14 protein-coding genes and 2 pseudogenes are annotated in these 19,388 nt (G+C 62.5%); 2 read left to right on the top strand and 14 right to left on the bottom strand.

Features of this window, described 5'->3' with window-relative positions; genetic code table 11:
- The 14 genes and pseudogenes from ACEN88_RS07470 to ACEN88_RS07405 all read right to left on the bottom strand — a co-directional run.
- Nucleotides 1–438 (bottom strand): annotated as a pseudogene (locus ACEN88_RS07470) (peptidase M48); the annotation flags it as partial.
- Between the two features lie 14 nt (nucleotides 439–452).
- The gene (gene dut / locus ACEN88_RS07465) at nucleotides 453–902 is read right to left on the bottom strand and encodes a dUTP diphosphatase (RefSeq protein WP_413338383.1); all 450 of its coding nucleotides are present in this window, start codon (nucleotides 900–902) and stop codon (nucleotides 453–455) included.
- A gap of 25 nt (nucleotides 903–927) precedes the next feature.
- Nucleotides 928–2,128 (bottom strand): annotated as a pseudogene (gene coaBC, locus ACEN88_RS07460) (bifunctional phosphopantothenoylcysteine decarboxylase/phosphopantothenate--cysteine ligase CoaBC).
- Between the two features lie 19 nt (nucleotides 2,129–2,147).
- Nucleotides 2,148–2,669 (bottom strand): signal peptidase II, encoded by a 522-nt coding sequence (lspA, locus tag ACEN88_RS07455; RefSeq protein WP_413338381.1) that lies wholly within the window; start codon nucleotides 2,667–2,669, stop codon nucleotides 2,148–2,150.
- 53 nt (nucleotides 2,670–2,722) lie between these two features.
- The gene (gene ileS / locus ACEN88_RS07450; protein WP_413338379.1) at nucleotides 2,723–5,611 is read right to left on the bottom strand and encodes an isoleucine--tRNA ligase; all 2,889 of its coding nucleotides are present in this window, start codon (nucleotides 5,609–5,611) and stop codon (nucleotides 2,723–2,725) included.
- Between the two features lie 93 nt (nucleotides 5,612–5,704).
- A complete protein-coding gene (locus tag ACEN88_RS07445) occupies nucleotides 5,705–6,676 on the bottom strand; it encodes a bifunctional riboflavin kinase/FAD synthetase (RefSeq protein ID WP_413338377.1) in 972 nt (323 codons plus the stop codon).
- A 165-nt stretch (nucleotides 6,677–6,841) separates the two neighbouring features.
- Nucleotides 6,842–8,074, bottom strand: coding sequence for a tetratricopeptide repeat protein (locus ACEN88_RS07440; RefSeq protein WP_413338375.1), 1,233 nt, complete (start codon nucleotides 8,072–8,074; stop codon nucleotides 6,842–6,844).
- A 69-nt stretch (nucleotides 8,075–8,143) separates the two neighbouring features.
- The gene (locus ACEN88_RS07435) at nucleotides 8,144–8,575 is read right to left on the bottom strand and encodes an ExbD/TolR family protein (protein ID WP_200948779.1); all 432 of its coding nucleotides are present in this window, start codon (nucleotides 8,573–8,575) and stop codon (nucleotides 8,144–8,146) included.
- 81 nt (nucleotides 8,576–8,656) lie between these two features.
- On the bottom strand, nucleotides 8,657–9,085 hold the full coding sequence (locus tag ACEN88_RS07430) for an ExbD/TolR family protein (protein ID WP_371767846.1): 429 nt from the start codon (nucleotides 9,083–9,085) through the stop codon (nucleotides 8,657–8,659).
- Nucleotides 9,086–9,088: 3 nt separating this feature from the next.
- A complete protein-coding gene (locus ACEN88_RS07425) occupies nucleotides 9,089–10,021 on the bottom strand; it encodes a MotA/TolQ/ExbB proton channel family protein (protein WP_413338373.1) in 933 nt (310 codons plus the stop codon).
- A gap of 84 nt (nucleotides 10,022–10,105) precedes the next feature.
- Nucleotides 10,106–10,768 (bottom strand): energy transducer TonB, encoded by a 663-nt coding sequence (locus ACEN88_RS07420; protein ID WP_056136155.1) that lies wholly within the window; start codon nucleotides 10,766–10,768, stop codon nucleotides 10,106–10,108.
- A 569-nt stretch (nucleotides 10,769–11,337) separates the two neighbouring features.
- Nucleotides 11,338–12,864, bottom strand: coding sequence for a SpoVR family protein (locus ACEN88_RS07415; RefSeq protein WP_025511494.1), 1,527 nt, complete (start codon nucleotides 12,862–12,864; stop codon nucleotides 11,338–11,340).
- Between the two features lie 11 nt (nucleotides 12,865–12,875).
- Nucleotides 12,876–14,147, bottom strand: a complete 1,272-nt coding sequence (locus tag ACEN88_RS07410) for a YeaH/YhbH family protein (RefSeq protein ID WP_413338370.1) — start codon at nucleotides 14,145–14,147, stop codon at nucleotides 12,876–12,878.
- A 255-nt stretch (nucleotides 14,148–14,402) separates the two neighbouring features.
- The gene (locus tag ACEN88_RS07405; RefSeq protein ID WP_036233941.1) at nucleotides 14,403–16,325 is read right to left on the bottom strand and encodes a PrkA family serine protein kinase; all 1,923 of its coding nucleotides are present in this window, start codon (nucleotides 16,323–16,325) and stop codon (nucleotides 14,403–14,405) included.
- 743 nt (nucleotides 16,326–17,068) lie between these two features.
- Here ACEN88_RS07405 and ACEN88_RS07400 point away from each other — a divergent pair.
- Together ACEN88_RS07400 and ACEN88_RS07395 are read left to right on the top strand one after the other, a co-directional pair.
- A complete protein-coding gene (locus tag ACEN88_RS07400) occupies nucleotides 17,069–18,085 on the top strand; it encodes an adenosine deaminase (protein ID WP_413338369.1) in 1,017 nt (338 codons plus the stop codon).
- A gap of 5 nt (nucleotides 18,086–18,090) precedes the next feature.
- Nucleotides 18,091–19,388, top strand: a 1,298-nt coding sequence (locus ACEN88_RS07395; RefSeq protein WP_413338368.1) for an ABC transporter permease, incomplete at its 3' end; no start/stop codon positions are given.

The following is a 19,388-nucleotide window of genomic DNA, read 5'->3' as shown; positions in this document are numbered from 1 at the left end:
CAGCACGTCGCCCTCCTGCAGGCCGGCGCGCGCGGCGCCGCTGCCGGCCAGCACGTCGGTCACCTGCAGGCGTTCGTCCATGCCGAAGGCGACGTGCGCGGCTTCGTTGTATTCGCCCGGATAGGACCAGCGGTTCTTCGCCGTGAAGCCGAGGAGGTTGCGCGCCTGGCCCTTGCACAATTCGGCATTCTGGATCAGTAGCGGCGCCGCGACCTTGTACAGGCGCTCCTGCAGGGCCGCCATCTTCGTCAGGGTGTCCGCGGCGGCGGCCATCTGCGGGCTCAGGGCCGGAGCTTCGACGGGGCGTTCGGTGACGCGCGGCGTGGCCGACGGTTGACGCGGTGCCTGCGTGGCGCAGGCCGACAGCAGCAGGGCTGCGGTGATGCCCAGCGCGGTCGTCCTGAAACCCGCGGGGCGCTGACGAAGATGTCCGGTCATGTGCTCCTCATAGTTTATTGTTTGCCGGTGGAGCCGAATCCTCCTGCGCCCCGGTCGCTCGTTGCGAAATCCTCCACGACGTTGAAGCCCACCTGCATGACAGGCACCACGATCAGCTGCGCCAGGCGGTCCATCGGCTGCAGGGTGAACGTGGCCTGGCCGCGATTCCAGGTCGAGACCATCAGCTGGCCCTGGTAATCGGAGTCGATCAAGCCTACCAGATTCCCCAGAACAATGCCGTTCTTATGGCCGAGTCCACTACGGGGCAGGATCATCGCCGCATAGCCCGGATCGCCGATGTGGATGGCGAGGCCGGTCGGCACCAGCACCGTCTCGCCGGGGACGATGGTCATGGGCGCCTCGACGCAGGCACGCAGGTCGAGGCCGGCGCTGCCGGCGGTGGCATAGGCCGGCAGGAAGTCCTTCATGCGCGGGTCGAGGATTTTCAGGTCGATATTCTTCATGGAGTGCTTGTGTGGTACGGGTGAATCAGGCCAGCAGCGAACGTTGTTCCAGACGCTTGGCAATTTCGGAAACGAGCTGGCGCGCCAGTTCCAGCTTGGTCGCGCGCGGGAGCACCGTGTGGCCGCTTTCGTCGAACAGCACGATCGCATTCTCATCCTGCCCGAACGTCTGCGGGCCGATATTGCCCACGAGCAGAGGAATGCCTTTTTTCTCGCGTTTCACCGCGCCGTATTCGATCAGGTTTTCCGATTCGGCCGCGAAGCCGACGCAATACGGCCAGCCGTTCAGCGACGTGGTCGCGGCGACGGTCGCGAGGATGTCCGGGTTCTGCGCGAAGTGAAGTTGCGGGGCGTCGCCGCTGCCGTCCTTCTTGATCTTCTGGGCGCTGGCATTGTCCACGCGCCAGTCGGCGACGGCCGCCACGCCCACGAAGATGTGCTGGCCGGAGACGGCGGCCATGACGGCGTCCAGCATCTGGCGCGCGCTCTGCACGTCGATGCGGCGCACGCCATGCGGGGTGGGCAGCGACGTCGGTCCGGAGACGAGCGTGACGTCCGCGCGCGATCGCATAGCCCATCTTCCCGGACGAGAGGTTCGTGATGCCGCGCACGGGGTCGATCGCTTCATACGTCGGACCGGCCGTGATCAGCACGCGTTTTCCCGCCAGGAGCTTCGGCTGGAACGACGCGACGAGTTCCTCGAGCAGTTCGTCCGGTTCGAGCATGCGGCCCATGCCCGTCTCGCCGCAGGCCTGCGAGCCGGCGGCCGGGCCCAGGATGCAGACGCCGTCGTCGCGCAGCTGCGCGACGTTGCGCTGCGTGGGCGCCTTTTCCCACATCTCGACGTTCATCGCCGGTGCGACGAGCAGCGGCACGTGGTGCGGGCGCGCGAGGCACAGGGTCGACAGCAGGTCGTCGGTGGCGCCGTGCGCGAGCTTGAACAGGAAGTCGGCCGAGCAGGGCGCGACGAGGATGGCGTCGGCATCGCGCGTGAGGTCGATGTGCGCCATGTTGTTGGGGATGCGGCCATCCCACTGGTCCGTGAACACGCCGCGGCCGGACAGCGCCTGCATCGTCACGGTGCCGATGAAATGGGTGGCCGCCTCGGTCATCACGACCTGCACGTGCGCGCCCTGCCTGGTGAGCGCGCGGCACAGTTCCGCAGCCTTGTAGCAGGCCACGCCGCCGGACAGGCCGAGGACGATCTTCTTGCCCTTCAGGTCCATGCTCATGGTTCCTCCGTGCTCAGTGTTTGTTCACGCGGCGCAGCTCATCGATGATGAACAGGAAGGCGCCGATCGTGATCGCGGTGTCCGCGATATTAAAAGCCGGGAAGTGGCCGACGCCGCGCCAGTAGAAGTCGAGGAAGTCGATCACGTGGCCGTAGGCGACGCGGTCGACGAGGTTGCCGAGGGCGCCGCCCATGATCAGCGCGAGGGCCCAGCAGAACATGCGCTGGCCCGCGTGCTTGCGCAGCAGGTAGATGATGAAGCCGACGGCCGCGATGGCGATGCCGGCGAACAGGTAGCGCTGCCAGCCGCCCTGGTCGGACAGGAAGCTGAACGCGGCCCCCTTGTTATACGCGAGGACCAGGTTGAAGAAGCTCGTGATGGACTTCTCTTCGCCGTGCATGAAGGTGCGCGTGATGGTGATCTTGCTGATCTGGTCGAGCAGGATGACGATGAAGGCGATGCCGAGCCACGGGGTCAGGCTGCCGCCCGAGCGCGACGAGACGGCGGAGAATGTTGGTTTTTTTTTGCTGGCCATGTCGATGGTCGTAAAGGTAAAACCCCGGGCACGCGGCCCGGGGCGCTGGTACGTCAGGCGAAGCGGCGCTGTTCCCCGCTGCCGAACAGGTTGCTCGTGCAGCGGCCGCACAGGCCCGGATGCGCGTGGTCATGGCCCACGTCGCGGCGGTAGTGCCAGCAGCGCTCGCACTTGGCGGCCGCGGACGGCGTCACGGTGACGGCTTCCGCCGCGGCGTCGGCGACCTGTTCGACGGTCGCCTGCGACGTGATGAACACGAACTTCAGGTCGTCGTCCAGGCTGGCCAGCGTCGCGTACTTGTCGCCGGCGGCCCTGAGCGCCAGTTCCGCCTGCAGCGACGAGCCGATCGCGCCGGATGCGCGCACTTCTTCCAGCTGCTTGGTGACGTCGGCACGGACGGCGCGCAGCAGCGCGTACTTGTCCAGCAGCGCGGTGCCGTCCGCGATCGCCGGGAAGGTCCACAAGGTTTGCGTGAAGATGGTCTCGTCGCTGTCCTTGTAGGCCTGCTCGCCCGCGAACACGGCCCACGCTTCCTCCGCGGTGAACGACAGGATCGGCGCCATGATGCGCAGCAGAGAATGCGCGATGTGCCACAGCGCGGTCTGCGCCGAGCGGCGCGCGTGCGAGTTCACGCCCGTCGTGTACAGGCGGTCCTTCAGGATGTCGAGGTAGAAGCCGCCCAGGTCTTCCGAGCAGAAGTTCTGCAGGCGCGCGACGACCGGGTGGAATTCGTAGCGTTCGAAGTGCTTGGCCACGTCATCCTGCAGGCGCGCGGTCTCGGCCAGCGCGTAGCGGTCGATCTCGAGCAGCTCGGTCGCCGGCACGGCGTTCTTGACCGGATCGAAGTCCGACGTGTTCGCGAGCAGGAAGCGCAGCGTGTTGCGGATGCGGCGATATGCCTCCGTCACGCGCTTCAGGATCTCTTCGGACAGCGCCAGTTCGCCCGTATAGTCGGTCGACGCGACCCACAGGCGCAGGATGTCGGCGCCCAGCGTGTCGCTGATCTTTTGCGGCGACAGCACGTTGCCGAGCGATTTCGACATCTTGCGGCCATGTTCGTCCACGGTGAAGCCGTGCGTGAGCAGCGCCTTGTACGGCGGACGGCCATTCAGCATCGACGACGTCAGCAACGACGAGTGGAACCAGCCGCGGTGCTGGTCCGAGCCTTCCAGGTACAGGTCGGCCGGGAAGTGCGACTGCGCCGCGTGCGAGCCGCGCAGCACGGTCTGGTGCGTCGTGCCCGAGTCGAACCACACGTCCAGCGTGTCGCGGTTCTTTTCGTACATCGCGGCTTCATCGCCCAGCAGGTCGCGCGGGTCGAGCTTGTGCCAGGCGTCGATGCCGCCCTGTTCGATCAGCCTGGCCACCTGCTCCAGCAGCTCGGGCGTGCGCGGATGCAGGTCGCCCGTTTCCTTGTGCAGGAAGAAGGCCATCGGGACGCCCCACTGGCGCTGGCGCGACAGGGTCCAGTCCGGACGGTTGGCGATCATGCCCTGCAGGCGCGCCTGGCCCCAGTCGGGGAAGAACTGCGTCTCGGCGATGCCGGCCAGCGCGGATTCGCGCAAGGTCGGGCCGCCGTCCTTCGGCTTGACGTCCATGCCGGCGAACCACTGGCTCGTCGCGCGGTAGACGATCGGCGTCTTGTGGCGCCAGCAGTGCATGTAGCTGTGGTCGAACATCTTCAGCTCGAACAGGGCGCCGGCTTCGGACAGGGCGTTGCAGATCGGCTTCGATGCTTCCCAGATCGTCATGCCGCCGAACAGCGGCAGCGTGCTGGCGAAGCGGCCATCGCCCATCACGGGCTTCAGGATCTCGTCGTCCTTCATGCCGTGCGCCTTGCAGGACTGGAAGTCTTCCAGGCCATAGGCCGGCGCGGAGTGGACGACGCCGGTGCCGCTGTCGGTCGTCACGTACTCGGCCAGGTAGACGGGCGACGTGCGGTCGTAGAACGGATCGGCCGCGTGCAGCGGGTGCTTGAAGCGGAGGCCGCCCAGCTTGTCGCCGGTCGTCGTGGCGACGATCCCGCCTTCCAGCTTGTAGCGCTGCAGGACGCTTTCGGCCAGGTCTTTCGCCACGATCAGCAGGATCGGTTGGCCGTTGCGATCGGCTTTCACGAGCGCGTACGTCACTTCCGGATGCACGTTCAGAGCCTGGTTCGACGGGATCGTCCACGGGGTCGTCGTCCAGATCACGATGAAGCCGTCGCCCGCGGGCAGCGCGTCCAGGCCGAACGCCTGCGCGACCTTGTCCGGTTCCGCGAACGGGAAGCCGACGTCGATCGCGGGGTCGCGCTTGTCCTGGTATTCCACTTCCGCCTCGGCCAGCGCCGAGCCGCAGTCGAAGCACCAGTTCACGGGCTTCAGGCCGCGATACACATAACCCTTGTCGAGCATCGTGCCGAGCGCGCGCAGCTCGTCCGCCTCGTTACTGAAATTCATCGTCAGGTACGGATTGTCCCACTCGCCCAGCACGCCCAGGCGGATGAAGCCGGCGCGCTGGCGGTCGACCTGCTCGAGCGCGTAGGCGCGTGCCTTTTGCAGCACCTCGGCCGTCGGCAGGTTCTTGCCGAACTGTTTTTCGATCTGGATCTCGATCGGCATGCCGTGGCAGTCCCAGCCCGGCACGTACGGCGCGTCGAAGCCGGCGATGGTGCGCGATTTGACGACCATGTCCTTGAGGATCTTGTTGACCGAGTGGCCCAGATGGATGTCGCCATTCGCGTACGGCGGACCGTCGTGCAGGACGAATCGGGGACGGCCGGCGGCCGCCTTGCGGACGCGTTCGTAGATCTTCTTGTCCTGCCATTGCTTGACCCAGCCCGGCTCGCGCTTGGCGAGGTCGCCGCGCATCGGGAAGGGGGTGTCGGTCATGTTGACCGGGTATTTGCTCTCCGGCTTCTTGTTGCCTTGTTGGCCTTTCTGGCCTTGCTTGGTATCGGACATGGTGATTTCTAAAGTGGACTGCTGTTATTCGTGATGACGGGACGGCACGCTGTTACGCCGTCCTTGGCGTCGTCGGGACTGCAAAAGTCCCGGTCAAATTCGGTCGGTGGCCGTGAGGGCGCCGGCGCGCTGGGCGAACCAGGCGCGTGCCTGCTGGGCGTCGCGCTCGATGGCGGCCGTCAGTGTGGGAAGGTCGACGTATTTTTCTTCGTCGCGCAGCTTGGTGAGGAATTCCACGCGCACGAGCTTGCCGTAGCAGGGCTGGTTCCAGTCGAAGACATGGACTTCCAGCAGCATGCGGCCCGCGTCCTCGACGGTCGGACGCACGCCGAGGCTGGCGACGGCCGGCAGCGGCTGGTCGGCCAGGCCGTGCACCTGCACGACGAAGATGCCGGCCAGGGCAGGGCGGTGGGCGACACGCAGGTTCAGCGTGGGGAAGCCCAGCGTGCGGCCCAGTTTCTGGCCGTGGATCACGTGGCCGGACATCGAATACGGGTGCCCCAGCAGGGCGCGCGTGGCGTCGAAATCGGCGGCCGCGAGCGCGGCGCGCACGGCCGAGGACGAGATCCGGGTGGAGTCGTGCAGCACGGCCGGCAGGCTGTGCACTTCGAAGCCGTAGCGCTGGCCGGCTTCGGCCAGCAGGGCGACGTTGCCGGCGCGGCGGGCGCCGTAGCAAAAGTCGTCGCCGACCATCAGCCATTTCACGTGCAGGCCGTCGACCAGCACGCGCCGCGTGAATTCGTCCGGCGACATCGAGGCGAAGTGCTCGTTGAAGTGTTCGACGATGACGCGGTCGACGCCGGCGTGTTCCAGCGATTCCAGTTTGTCGCGCAGGTTGGCGATGCGGGCCGGCGCCTTCGACAGGTCGCCGCTGCGCTGCGCAAAATATTCGCGGGGATGAGGTTCGAACGTCATCACGGCGGCTTCCAGCCCGAGCTTGCGGGCGCTCGCGGTCACGTGGGCCAGCAGCGCCTGGTGCCCGCGGTGGACACCGTCGAAGTTGCCGATCGTGAGCGCGCAGGGCGCGCGTGCCCTGTCGTTGGGAAGTCCGCGAAATACCTTCATTGGATGGTTCGTGCTTCTAGGCGAAATACCAGATTATACGGCAAAGGGCATGTTGCACAGCGCAACGCCTTTGCCGCTGCGGATGAGGTAGCGTTGCCCCCCAATAAAAAAAGCGCAGCCTGCGTGACGCAGACTGCGCTTTTTGTTCAGCCCGGGGCAGGGAGATCAGCCGGAGATCGGCTTGTTGATCGCCATGATGAAGTAACGGGCCACTTCCGCCGTGCCATCGGTACCGCGGACGGTCTTGAGCGTGTTGATGGCTTGCTGCTTCTTGCCGGCGACGGCGTAGGCTTCGCCCAGGTGCAGCTTGACGTCTTCCGGATGCTTCAGGTCCTTGGCTTTCGACGCGGCTTCCAGCATCTTCAGGCCCTTGTCGGCCTGGCCGGACTGGACCAGTGCGTAACCCAGCGATGCGAGGCCGTCGTTGTCGGCGTCCTTGATCAGCTGCGCTTCGGTCGCGGCCAGGTTCTTGTTCTGGTCGGCAAGGCTCTTTTCGGCCAGGTCCTTCAGGCGCTGGTGACGCGCGGCGTCCGGGCCGGTGCCCAGTGCGCCTGCCTTGTAGCCCTTGTCGATGACCTTCAGGGCTTCAGCCGGCGCGCCGGCCTGCAGCACGAGCTGGGCCATTTCCATGTATTCGCTCGGTTTCTTCAGCAGGCCGTTGGCCAGCTTCAGGCGGTAGATGTCCACGGAGAGGCGGCCCGAGAAGCCCGGCTTGCTCTGCACGCGGTTCAGCAGGTCGGTCCAGTACTGGGCCTTCGGATAGTTGGCGGCCAGTTTCTCGATGGTGTTGACGTAGCCGGCCTTGTCGTTCTTCTTGAGCTGGATGTTGGCCAGCATGCCCAGCTGGTCTTCGCTCAGGCGGCCGCTCTTCTCGGCCACGCGCAGTTCATTCTCCAGTGCCTGGATGTTGCCCTGCTTGTAATAGTTCTGCATCAGGTAGGCGCGCAGCTTCGGATCGTCGCGCTCCTTCAGCTGGCGTTCGATGGCGGCGTTGGCCTTGCCCAGGTCGCCCGCGCGCATGTAGATGCCGATCAGGCCTTCCGAGAACTGGGCTTTTTCGGTCGCGTTCAGCTTGCCGGAGCCGATCAGGTATTCGAAGGCCTTGGCGGCCGTGTCGTAATCGCCGGCGGCCGATGCGGCACCGGCACGGGTGCGTTCGATCAGGTAGGTTTCGTTGGCCGACTTGCCGCCGACCTTGTCGAGGTCGCGCAGCTTGGCCAAGGCTTCCTTGTTCTTGCCCGATTTAATCAGCTGCGCGGCTTCCTGCAGCGGTTTGCCGATTTCGGGGCGGAGGACCTCCGCGGCGTAGACCGGGGCCAGGCCGACCACGGGAGCGGCGGCGGTGAATCCGAGGGCGGCCACTACGAGGCCGAGGTGTGCGAGGCGGAATTTAGCCATTATCGAAATTCTCTCATTCAAAATAGACACGGCAGGGAAACCCTGCCGTGTTCATTATAGCCAAAGCGATTACTGGAACTGTTCGTTACCGACCATACCGATCTTGGTGACACCAAGACGCTGGGCCGATGCCATCACGCCAGCGACAACCTTGTACTCGACCAGCTTGTTCGGACGCAGATGCACTTCCGGCTGATCAGCTTGGGCTGCCACATTGGCGAGCTTCGCTTCCAGGGTGGCACGATCCGGGACGGGCTGGTTGTCCCAGAGGACGGTACCGTCGAAGTCCACGTCGATCGTGATCACTACCGGTTCCTTGGTCGGCGGCGGCGGATTGCCAACCGGCATGTTCAAGTTAACCGAATGGTTTTGCTTTGGAATGGTGATGATCATCATGATGATCAGCACCAGCATGACGTCGATCAGCGGCGTCATGTTCATTTCCATCATCGGTTCCGGATCTGCTCCTTTAGCTCCGGACGAACCAACGTTCATACCCATGGTGTTTCCTTTCAAATCTTGGGAAACCAGCGTGACAGCGGTCGAAACCGCTATCACGCTGGCGGGTTGCGTCCTGGTGGATCAGCCCTTATCAGGCGGTTCGGTGATGAAACCGACCTTCTGAATCCCGGCACGCTGGGCCGTGTACAACACCTTGCCGATGAATTCGTAGCGCGTTTGCTGGTCGCCACGAATCTTCACTTCCGGCTGGGGCACTTTCACCGATTCCTTGGCCAGGAAATCGAACAGTTCGTCGGTGTTGGCCAGGTGCTTCTGGTTCCAGTACATCTCGCCATCTTTGTTGACGACGATGTTCACGTCTTCCGGCGTGGTTTTGACAACCTGGTTGGTCTCGATCGGCAGGTTAATCTTCTGCAGGTGGAGGACAACCGGGCTGGTGATCAGGAAGATGATCAGGAGAACCAGCATCACGTCCACGAGGGGCGTGGTGTTGATCTCTGACATCACTGCATCTTCATCTCCGCTATCGGAGCCAACACTCATGCCCATGGTTTAGCCAACCTTTTTAGCAGCGGCGCCTTGAGCACGTGCAGCTTCGGAGGTGTGCATTGCGCCCGAGATCAGGACCGAGTGCACGTCTGCGCTGAACGAACGGACGTCTTCCATTGCGGTCTTGTTACGACGGACCAGCCAGTTGTAGCCCAGAACGGCCGGAACTGCAACGAACAGACCGAATGCGGTCATGATCAGTGCTTCACCCACCGGACCTGCCACTTTGTCGATCGACGCGTTACCGGTCATACCGATGTTGGTCAGTGCGTTGTAGATACCCCAGACGGTACCGAACAGACCGATGAACGGCGAGGTCGAGCCGACGGTTGCCAGGAACGACAGGCCATCCTGCAGACGCGACTGGACTTTGTCCACGGCGCGCTGGATCTGCATGGTCACCCAGGTCGACAGGTCGATCTGCTCGAGCAGGGCGCCGTCGTGGTGCTGGGTTGCCTTGGTGCCGGTTTCAGCGATGAAGCGGAACGGCGAGCCATCGGTCAGTTGAGCCGAGCCGGCAGCGATCGACGGTGCTTTCCAGAATTTCTGGTTGGTTTCCTTCGACTGCTTGAAGATCTTCATCTGGTCCAGCAGCTTGGTGACGATGATGTACCAGGAACCCATCGACATGATGGCCAGGATGATCAGGGTCATACGCGAGACGACGCCGCCTTCCCACACAGCCTGGATACCGAACGGGTTCTCGACTTCTTCTTTCTTGGCTTCGCCGCCAGCTGCCGGAGCCGCTGCCGGTGCCGAAGCGGCAGCGTCGGCTGCCGGTGCTGCTGCGTCAGCCGCCGGTGCCGCTGCCGGTGCGCTCGCTGCTGCCGAGGCCGGAGCGTCGGCGAAGGCCGGAGCGGACACCAGTGCCGATGCCGCAGTGACCGAGAACAGGAGAGCCGCTACGGTAGCGGACAAACGGGTATTCTTAAACATGCTTCCTCCAAAAATTTAAAATGAACAGTTCGCTGAACTAATAACAACGAAAATCATGCTTTTGAGACGATACGCTGTCTCTGGTTATTCCAGCGTCCAGACGTACTGAACCGGCTGCCAGGACTCGATGGCCTGGCCGTTCTCAGTTGCCGGCTTGAACCGGCACTTGCCCAGTGCCACCTGAGCAGCCTTATCCAGGTCGCGGAAGCCGCTGGACTTCGTGACCTTGGAATCCTTCACACCACCGTCCGAACCAATCAGGAACGAGATGGTCGACACACCCGTTTCTTCGTTACGCAGCGACGACTTCGGATATTCCGGCTTCGAGCACGTATTGAAGTCTGCGACTGCCGGGGTGCGGGCCGGACCGGCCGGCTTGGCTACCGGTGCCGGTGTCGGAGGCGCCGGCGGTGCCTTCACGATTTCGTTCGTCGCCGGTTTCGCCTGCGTCGTGTTAGCGATCACATTTTGCTGCGGCGGCGGGGTTTGCACTTGCACTTCCACCGGCGGGATGAACGGCGGAGGCGGCGCCTTCATTTCCGGCGGCGGCGGCGGGGGCGGCGTCTCCGGAGGTGGCGGCGGTTTTACGTCTTCAATGATCTTGGTCTCCACTGCCTCGGCCATCTTGCTGACCATGCGTTTGCCGAGACCAGTAACGATCCCGTAAGCAACGACCAGGTGCAAGACGATGACAACGGCGATACCAGTCAAATTCTTCCCGGGGTTCTTCTCATGCGAAAAATTCATCCTGCTTTCTCCAATACCAACCTTTTTTTGTTGCTACTAAACCCACAAAACACGACAAAAAGCTAAGAGCCGCATCCGGGACATCGGCGAATTATACCTACGAATTCTTTTTTGCACATACATTTTTACGCCCTCAAAGAGAGCCTATTTGTCTGTAAAAACAGGCAAAGAAAGTGATCAATAAAGAAGGGGCGCGGGTATGCCGATGGAGGTGGAAGTTAGTTGTTTTGCAATGTTGAGCGGACCCCTTTCATAATGTGTGGAAGATAAGGCTGCTGCCCTCAAAACACCGAATTTTCCATGTCTATTTTGCAGCTCAGCAAATATCATAAGAAAGAATCATGGCGTTTCTGCCAACTATATCGAAGTTCCAAGCGAGAGGGCGTACTGTTGAAGCGGTTTTGACCCTGGATAAAAGGGGCCAGTCATAACAAGTCCTTATGTCGATACAGGCACTTGATATGGCTCATTCACCACGTCAGATGTTAGTTGAACTACATCACAAGGGGAAGATGATGTCAACAGGATGGAAGAAAAAATGCCCGCGCCGAGTAGCGCGGGCCGGAAGGTCAGTAACGCGCGCGCTTCTCGCGACGGCACTCCAGACTGCTCACGACACGCCCGGATGGGTCAACGGTCTCGAGGCGCACATCGAAGCCCCACAGCCGTGCGACGTGCTTCAGGACCTCATGCGCCTGCTGGTTCAGGGGGCGGCGCTGGAACTGGGTGTGACGCAGCGTCAGCGCACGGTCGTCCCGCGTGTTGACTTGCCAGACCTGGATGTTCGGCTCGCGATTGCCGATATTGTACTGATCGGCAAGCTGCTGGCGGACGTAGCGGTATCCGGCCTCGTCGTGGATGGCCGAAATCGTCAGCTTGTCGCTGCGGTCGTCGTCCAGCACGGCGAAGAAGTGGAATTCCCGGATCAGCTTGGGCGACAGGTACTGGGCGATGAAGCTCTCGTCCTTGAAATTGCGCATCGCAAAGTCGAGCGTCTTGAGCCAGTCGCTGCCCGCGATGTCCGGGAACCAGGCCTTGTCCTCGTCCGTCGGCTCTTCGCAGATGCGCTTGATGTCCGTCATCATCGCAAACCCGAGGGCATACGGGTTAATGCCATTGTAATAGGGGCTCGTGGCCGGTGGCTGGTAGACGACGTTCGTATGGCTCTGCAGGAATTCCAGCATGAACCCGTCGCCGACGATCCCTTCTTTATAGAGCTCCTGCAGGATCGTGTAGTGCCAGAAGGTCGCCCAGCCTTCGTTCATGACCTGGGTCTGGCGCTGCGGGTAGAAATACTGCGAGATCTTGCGCGTGATCCGCACGAGCTCGCGCTGCCACGGTTCGAGCAGCGGGGCGTACTTCTCGATAAAGTAGAGGAGGTTTTCCTCGGGCTCGGGCGGGAAGCGGGGCGGCGGCTGGTCCTTGATCTGTTCCTCGCGCCGCGGCAAGGTGCGCCACAGCTCGTTGACCTGCGACTGCATGTATTCCTCGCGCTCTTTCTGGCGCGCCGCTTCCTGTGCGACCGACAGCTTGGCCGGCCGTTTGTACCGGTCCACGCCATAGTTCTGGATCGCGTGGCAGGAATCGAGCAATTCCTCGACGGCGTCGATGCCGTGCCGCTGTTCGCACTCGGCGATATAGTTCTTCGCAAAGACCATGTAGTCGACGATGGCGTCGGCATCGGTCCAGGTTCGGAACAGGTAATTGCCTTTAAAGAAGGAATTGTGGCCATACGCCGCGTGCGCGATCACGAGCGCCTGCATCGTCAGGCTGTTTTCCTCCATCAGATAGGCGATGCAGGGATTCGAGTTGATGACGATTTCGTAGGCGAGGCCCATCTGGCCCCGTTTATAACTCTTTTCCGTCGTCAGGAAATGCTTGCCGAACGACCAGTGGTTGTACGAGACGGGCATGCCGACGGACGTGTACGCGTCCATCATCTGTTCGGCCGTGATGATCTCGAGCTGATTGGGATAGGTGTCCAGGCCGAACTTCCTGGCCACCCGGCGGATTTCCTCGTGCGCCTGTTCGATCAGGTCGAACGTCCATTCCGACTGCTCGGGCAGGGCGCGCGGGTTGTTGGGATCTCTTGGCATAGCGGGCCTCGCTACTTGGGCTGCTTCTTGAACAATTCGCGGAACACCGGATAGATGTCCGCCGGCGTCACGATCTTCTGCATGGCGAAGTTCTGGTGATCGGCCGCCACCTCGGCGTACTGCTCCCACAGGTTCTGGGGCGGGCCGTCGGTGATCTCGACATACGTGTAGTACTGGACCATGGGCATGATTGCGTTTGTCAGGATCTGCTTGCACAGCACGGAGTCGTTGTCCCAGTTGTCGCCGTCCGAGGCCTGGGCCACGTAGCTGTTCCAGTCGCCGTTGCTGTAGCGTTCCGTGATGACCTTGTTCAGCAGGTGCAGCGCCGACGACACGACCGTGCCGCCCGATTCGCGCGAGTGGAAGAACTCGTTTTCGTCGACCTCGGCCGCCGCCGTGTGGTGGCGGATGAAGACGACGTCGATATGTTCGTAGACCCGCTTGAGGAACAGGTACAGCAGGATGAAGAAGCGCTTGGCGGTGTCCTTGCGGCTTTCATCCATCGATCCGGACACGTCCATGATGCAGAACATGACGGCTGCCGTGGACGGTTTCGGGATCTTGATGCGGTTGCTGTAGCGCAGGTCGATCGGGTCGATGAACGGGATCGCCAGCAGGCGCGTGTGCAGGTGGTGGATCTTGTGCTTCAGTTCGATCACCTGCGGATCGTCGTCCTCCGCACCCTGTTCGCGCAGGTCGCGCAACTGGTGCTCGAGCGCCGTCAACTGCTTGCGGGACGGACCGCCCACCGCGATGCGCCGGCCGAGCGCGCCGCGCAGGGAGCGCAGCACGTGGATATTCGACGGCGTGCCGGAGATGTTGTAGCCGGCGCGCTGGTTCTTGTATTCGACGACCTGGGTCAACTGCGTCTTGACCATGTTCGGCAGCTCGAGGTCTTCGAAGAAGTAATTCATGAATTCTTCGCGGGACAGCTCGAAGATGAAATCGTCTTCGGTCGTCTGCTCGCTGTTGCCCGCACGGCCGCGTCCGGCGCCGCCGCCACCGCCGCGGGGGCGGTTGATCGTGTCGCCTTTCTGGTATTCCGTGTTGCCGGGGTTGACGGTCTCCCACACGCCGCCATGGGCGTGTCCGAAATGCGGCTCGCTCACGTCCTTGACGGGAATCGAGACCTTCTCGCCATTCTCTACGTCGGTGATCGAGCGACCCTTGATCGCCCGGCCCACCGCATCCTTGATTTGCGCCTTATAGCGGCGCAAGAAGCGTTCGCGGTTGACCGCAGACTTGTTCTTGCCCTGCAAGCGTCGGTCGATGAGGTAAGTCAAAACAGGCCTCCTGCTGAAAGTCGCGGCGGGCCGGATTCCTTCCCGGTCCCTTATCTTAACTCGCCGCGCCGTAACGTGTTTGGGTGTTACGGATTTGGTGGGCCGCAAGTGTGCATACCGTTATGCTTCACGGGGCTCGAGAAACCGTAGCGAGCGGAAGCATGGGTGGCCGAGAAGCGCAGCCGTACCTTCGGTACGGTGAGCATCGCAGGCCGCCCAGGCGACGCGCAGTAGGTTTATCGAGCCCCCCATGCTTTACGAAGACTTTCTTACACGAAGGTACCACTCGCACAGGAGGCGGACCTGCTTGGGCGTATAGCCTTTTTCGACCATACGGGCCACGAAGTCGGCATGCTTGGTTGCATCTTCCGCGCTGGCTTTCGCGTTGAACGAAATCACCGGGAGCAGTTCCTCGGTATTCGAGAACATTTTCTTCTCGATCACGGTGCGGAACTTCTCATAGCTGGTCCACGCAGGATTCTTGCCGCCGTTCGTCGCCCGCGCGCGCAGCGCGAAGTTGACGATTTCGTTGCGGAAATCCTTCGGGTTCGAAATGCCGGCCGGTTTCTCGATCTTCTCGAGCTCGGCGTTCAACGTTTCGCGGTCGAAGCTTTCGCCCGTGTCCGGATCGCGGAATTCCTGGTCCTGGATCCAGAAGTCGGCAAACGTGACGTAGCGGTCGAAGATGTTCTGGCCATACTCGGAATAGCTTTCCAGGTAGGCCGTCTGGATCTCCTTGCCGATGAAGTCGACGTAGCGGTTCGCCAGGTGTTCCTTGATATAGGACATGTAGCGCTGCTCGGTCTCGCCCGGGAACTGCTCGCGCTCGATCTGCTGCTCCAGCACGTACAGCAGGTGCACCGGGTTCGCCGCCACTTCGGTGTTGTCGAAGTTGAAGACCTTGGACAGGATCTTGAACGCGAAGCGGGTCGACAGGCCGTTCATGCCTTCGTCCACGCCGGCGTAGTCGACATATTCGTGCAGCGACTTGGCCTTCGGATCGGTGTCCTTCAGGTTCTCGCCGTCGTACACCAGCATCTTCGAATAGATGCTCGAGTTTTCCGGGTCCTTCAGGCGCGACAGGATCGCGAACTGGGCCATCATGCGCAGCGTGCCCGGGGCGCAGGGGGCCTTGTCGAGCGAGGAATTGCGCAGCAGCTTGTCGTAGATCTTGACCTCGTCCGACACGCGCAGGCAGTACGGCACCTTGACGATATAGATACGGTCGAGGAATGCCTCGTTGTTGCGGTTGTTGCGGAAGGTCTTCCACTCGGATTCGTTCGAGTGCGCCAGGATGATGCCTTCGAACGGGATCGCGCCGAAGCCTTCGGTGCCCTTGTAGTTGCCTTCCTGCGTGGCCGTCAGCAGCGGGTGCAGGACCTTGATGGGCGCCTTGAACATCTCGACGAATTCCATCAGGCCCTGGTTCGCCAGGCACAGGCCGCCCGAGTAGCTGTAGGCGTCCGGATCGTCCTGGGCATAGTCTTCCAGCTTGCGGATGTCGACCTTGCCGACCAGCGAGGAAATGTCCTGGTTGTTTTCGTCGCCCGGCTCCGTCTTCGAGATCGCGATCTGCTTCAGGATGGACGGATAGCGTTTGACAACGCGGAACTTGCTGATGTCGCCGCCGTATTCATGCAGGCGCTTGACTGCCCACGGGCTCGGGACCGCACGCAGGAAGCGGCGCGGGATGCCGTAGTCCTCTTCGAGGATGGCGCCGTCCTCGTCCTCGTTGAACAGGCCGAGCGGCGATTCGTTCACCGGCGAGCCTTTCAGCGCGTAGAACGGCACCTGTTCCATCAGGTGCTTGAGTTTTTCCGCGATCGACGATTTACCGCCACCGACCGGTCCCAGCAGATAAAGAATCTGCTTGCGCTCTTCCAGGCCCTGGGCCGCATGGCGGAAATAGGAAACGACCTGTTCGATCACTTCCTCCATGCCGTAGAACTCGCGGAATGCGGGATATACCTTGATGACCTTGTTGGCGAAGATGCGCGACAGGCGCGGGTCGAGGCGGGTGTCGACCAGGGTGGGTTCGCCGATTGCGGCCAGCATGCGCTCGGGAGCGCTGGCGTAAGTCAGGGGATCTTTTTTGCAAAGCTGAAGGTACTCAGACAGGGAGTATTCCTCTTCCCGGGTACGCTCATAGCGGGCTGCGTAGTTATCAAAAATGGTCATGTGAATGTCCTCTAATGTGCTAACACTGATCACGTCTGGCGGCTGACTGAGATTGCCGCCCAAGCCCGGTCTTGGCAGGTGGGACGTCGAAAACCTGCTGCGCGTTGCATTTTTGTCCTGCGATGCTCGCTGTACCAGCGTACAGCTGCGCTTCTCGAACAAAACTGCTGCCGCTCGCGACGGTTTTCGAGATCCCCCCAAAGCGTTCTTGTTGGGGTCGCCGTCTGGATTTGGAGGTCAGAAGATCTGACACAAAACGAAGGGCGATGTTCTTGTTCTCATCCGGTTTTGACCGGGGCCTCGTGGTACCCGCCGTTGTGGATCCAGGCTGGTGGCGAGACCCCTCGCCGGTTTGTTAGCGCCCGCTGAGAGCGTCTTCTTACGCTTATGAAATTTATTATCTGCCTATTAGTTCTCGAAGTCAAAACAGTGTCGTGCACGTGTACCCGGCCTTTCCAAGTCCTTGTAACGAATAAGGGAATAACCTTTTTTAAGATCATTGCGAACCACGCCTTTACACCTTTTTTGGTATTTCGGACATGGTTTCCAACCAAGACTTTTGATCCCGTCAGCCACGATCATGTTTATTAATCGTTAAGTAAATAGTGCACCATCTTGCTAAGCAGTGGCGCACGCGTATCGTGTACGGACATATCAGGAATTCTTCAGTGAAATGAGAGGCTTGCATCGATGCGCTACACTGGCTGCCTGATTCCATTCCACCGATTCAACGCGGAGATCCCATGCTGAACGAACAGCTGCGCCATATGTTGCAGGCGATGCCGAAAGCAGAATTGCACATCCACATCGAAGGCTCGCTCGAGCCCGAGCTGATTTTTGAGCTCGCGCAAAGAAATGGTGTGTCTCTTCCGTATGCATCGGTCGAAGCGTTGCGTCAAGCGTACGCTTTCACCGATCTACAGTCGTTCCTGGATATATATTACGCAGGCGCAAGTGTTCTGCTGACCGAGCAGGACTTTTATGACATGACGATGGCCTACTTGCACCGTGCCGCCGCGGACAACGTCCGCCATGCGGAGATCTTCTTCGACCCGCAGACCCACACGGCGCGCGGCGCGCCGTTCCAGACCGTCGTCGACGGCATCTGGCGCGCCTGCCAGGACGGGCCGATCAGCGCCACCCTGATCATGTGCTTCCTGCGCCACCTGTCCGAGGAAGAAGCCATTGCCACGCTGGAAGAAGCGCTGCCGTTCCGCGACAAGATCATCGGCGTGGGCCTCGACTCGTCCGAGGTGGGCCACCCGCCGGAAAAATTCGCGCGCGTGTTCGAGCGCGCCCGCAACCTCGGCCTGCACCTCGTCGCGCACGCGGGCGAGGAAGGGCCGCCGGCGTACATCGAGAGTGCGCTCGATGTGCTCAACGTGGAGCGCATCGACCACGGTGTGCGCTGCCTCGAGGATGCCAACCTGACGGCGCGCCTGGTGCGCGAACAGATGGCACTGACCGTGTGTCCGCTGTCGAACATCAAGCTGCGCGTGTTCGACGTGATGGGCGACAGCAACCTGCGCCGCCTGCTCGACGAAGGCCTCGCCGCCACCGTGAATTCCGACGACCCGGCCTATTTCGGCGGCTATATCAACGACAATTACCTGGCCGCGTTCGACGCACTGCCGCTCGGCGTGAATCACGCGCGCCAACTGGCGAAGAACAGCTTCGCCGCCGCCTTCCTCGAGCCCGAGCGCAAGCGCGCGTACCTGGCCGAAGTGGACGCCTTCTTCGACGCCGCACAGGCCGCGTAACCGCCATGCTGATCCAATCCCTGCGCATGACCGCACGCGACTGGCGTGCCGGCGAATTGCGGTTCCTGCTGGTGGCGCTGGTGGTCGCCGTGTCGGCGCTGGCGGCCGTCGGCTTCTTCGTCGACCGCATGCGCGCGGGCTTGAACCGCGACGCGCGCCAGCTGCTGGGCGCCGACCTGCTCGTCAACGCCGACCAGCCGCTGCGCCAGGACTGGCGCGACGAGGCGGCGCGGCGCGGCCTGCTGCTGGCCGACACGGTGACGTTCCCCAGCATGGCGCAGTCCGGGCAGGGCGATGCGTCGCAGGCGCTGCTGGCGTCGGTGAAGGCCGTGTCGACGACCTATCCGCTGCGCGGCGCCATGCGCGTGACGACGAGCACGCTCGATGCGAGCGAAGCCCTCGGCGACATCACGCACGACACCCCCGCGCCGGGCACGGTATGGGTCGACGTCAACCTGCTGCCGCCGCTGCGGATCAAGGTCGGCTCGACGATCCAGCTCGGCGACAAGCCTTTCAAGGTCGCGCGCCTGATCGCGTCGGAGCCGGACCGCGGCGCCTCGTTCGCCAATTTCGCGCCGCGCGTGATGCTGGCGCTGTCCGACCTGAAAGCGACTGGCCTCGTCGACAACTATGCGCGCGTCACGTACCGCATGCAGGTGGCGGCGAAGTCGCCGAACGACCAGGCCGCGATCGCCGGCTACGAGCGCTGGCTGCGCGGCCGGATCGCGGCGGACAACGTGCGCGGCGTGCGCATCGAGACGCTGGAAAACGGCCGTCCCGAAATGCGCTCGACGATCGACCGCGCCGAGCGCTTCCTGTCGCTCGTCGGCCTGCTGTCGGCAATGCTGGCCGCGGTGGCCGTCGCGATGGCCGCGCGCCGCTTCATGCAGCGCCACCTCGACGCCTGCGCGATGCTGCGCTGCCTCGGCATGACGCAGAACGAGGTCGGCGCGCTGTTCCTCATCGAATTCGTCATCGTCGGCCTCGCGGGCAGCGTGCTCGGGGTGCTGGTCGGCTTCGGCGCGCACTTCGTGCTGCTCGAGATGGTGAAAGGCCTGGTTCCCACCGAGCTGCCGCCCGTGTCGCTGCTGCCCGCGCTGCAGGGCATCGCCACCGGCATGCTGCTGCTCGTGGGCTTCGCGCTGCCGCCTGTGCTCCAGCTGCGCAACGTGCCGCACAACCGCGTGATCCGGCGCGAGCAGGCGGCACCGAAGCCGCTCGCTCTGGCCACGTACGGCTTCGGCGCGGCCGTCTTCGTCGGGCTGCTGCTGTGGCAGGCCGGCGACCTGCAGCTCGCGCTGCT

The organism is Massilia sp. CT11-108 (assembly GCF_047302915.1).
In the GTDB taxonomy this organism is placed as follows: domain Bacteria; phylum Pseudomonadota; class Gammaproteobacteria; order Burkholderiales; family Burkholderiaceae_D; genus Telluria; species Telluria orientalis.
Note: the sequence above shows the minus strand (reverse complement) of the source record. Positions and strands in the feature narration are given on the sequence as shown.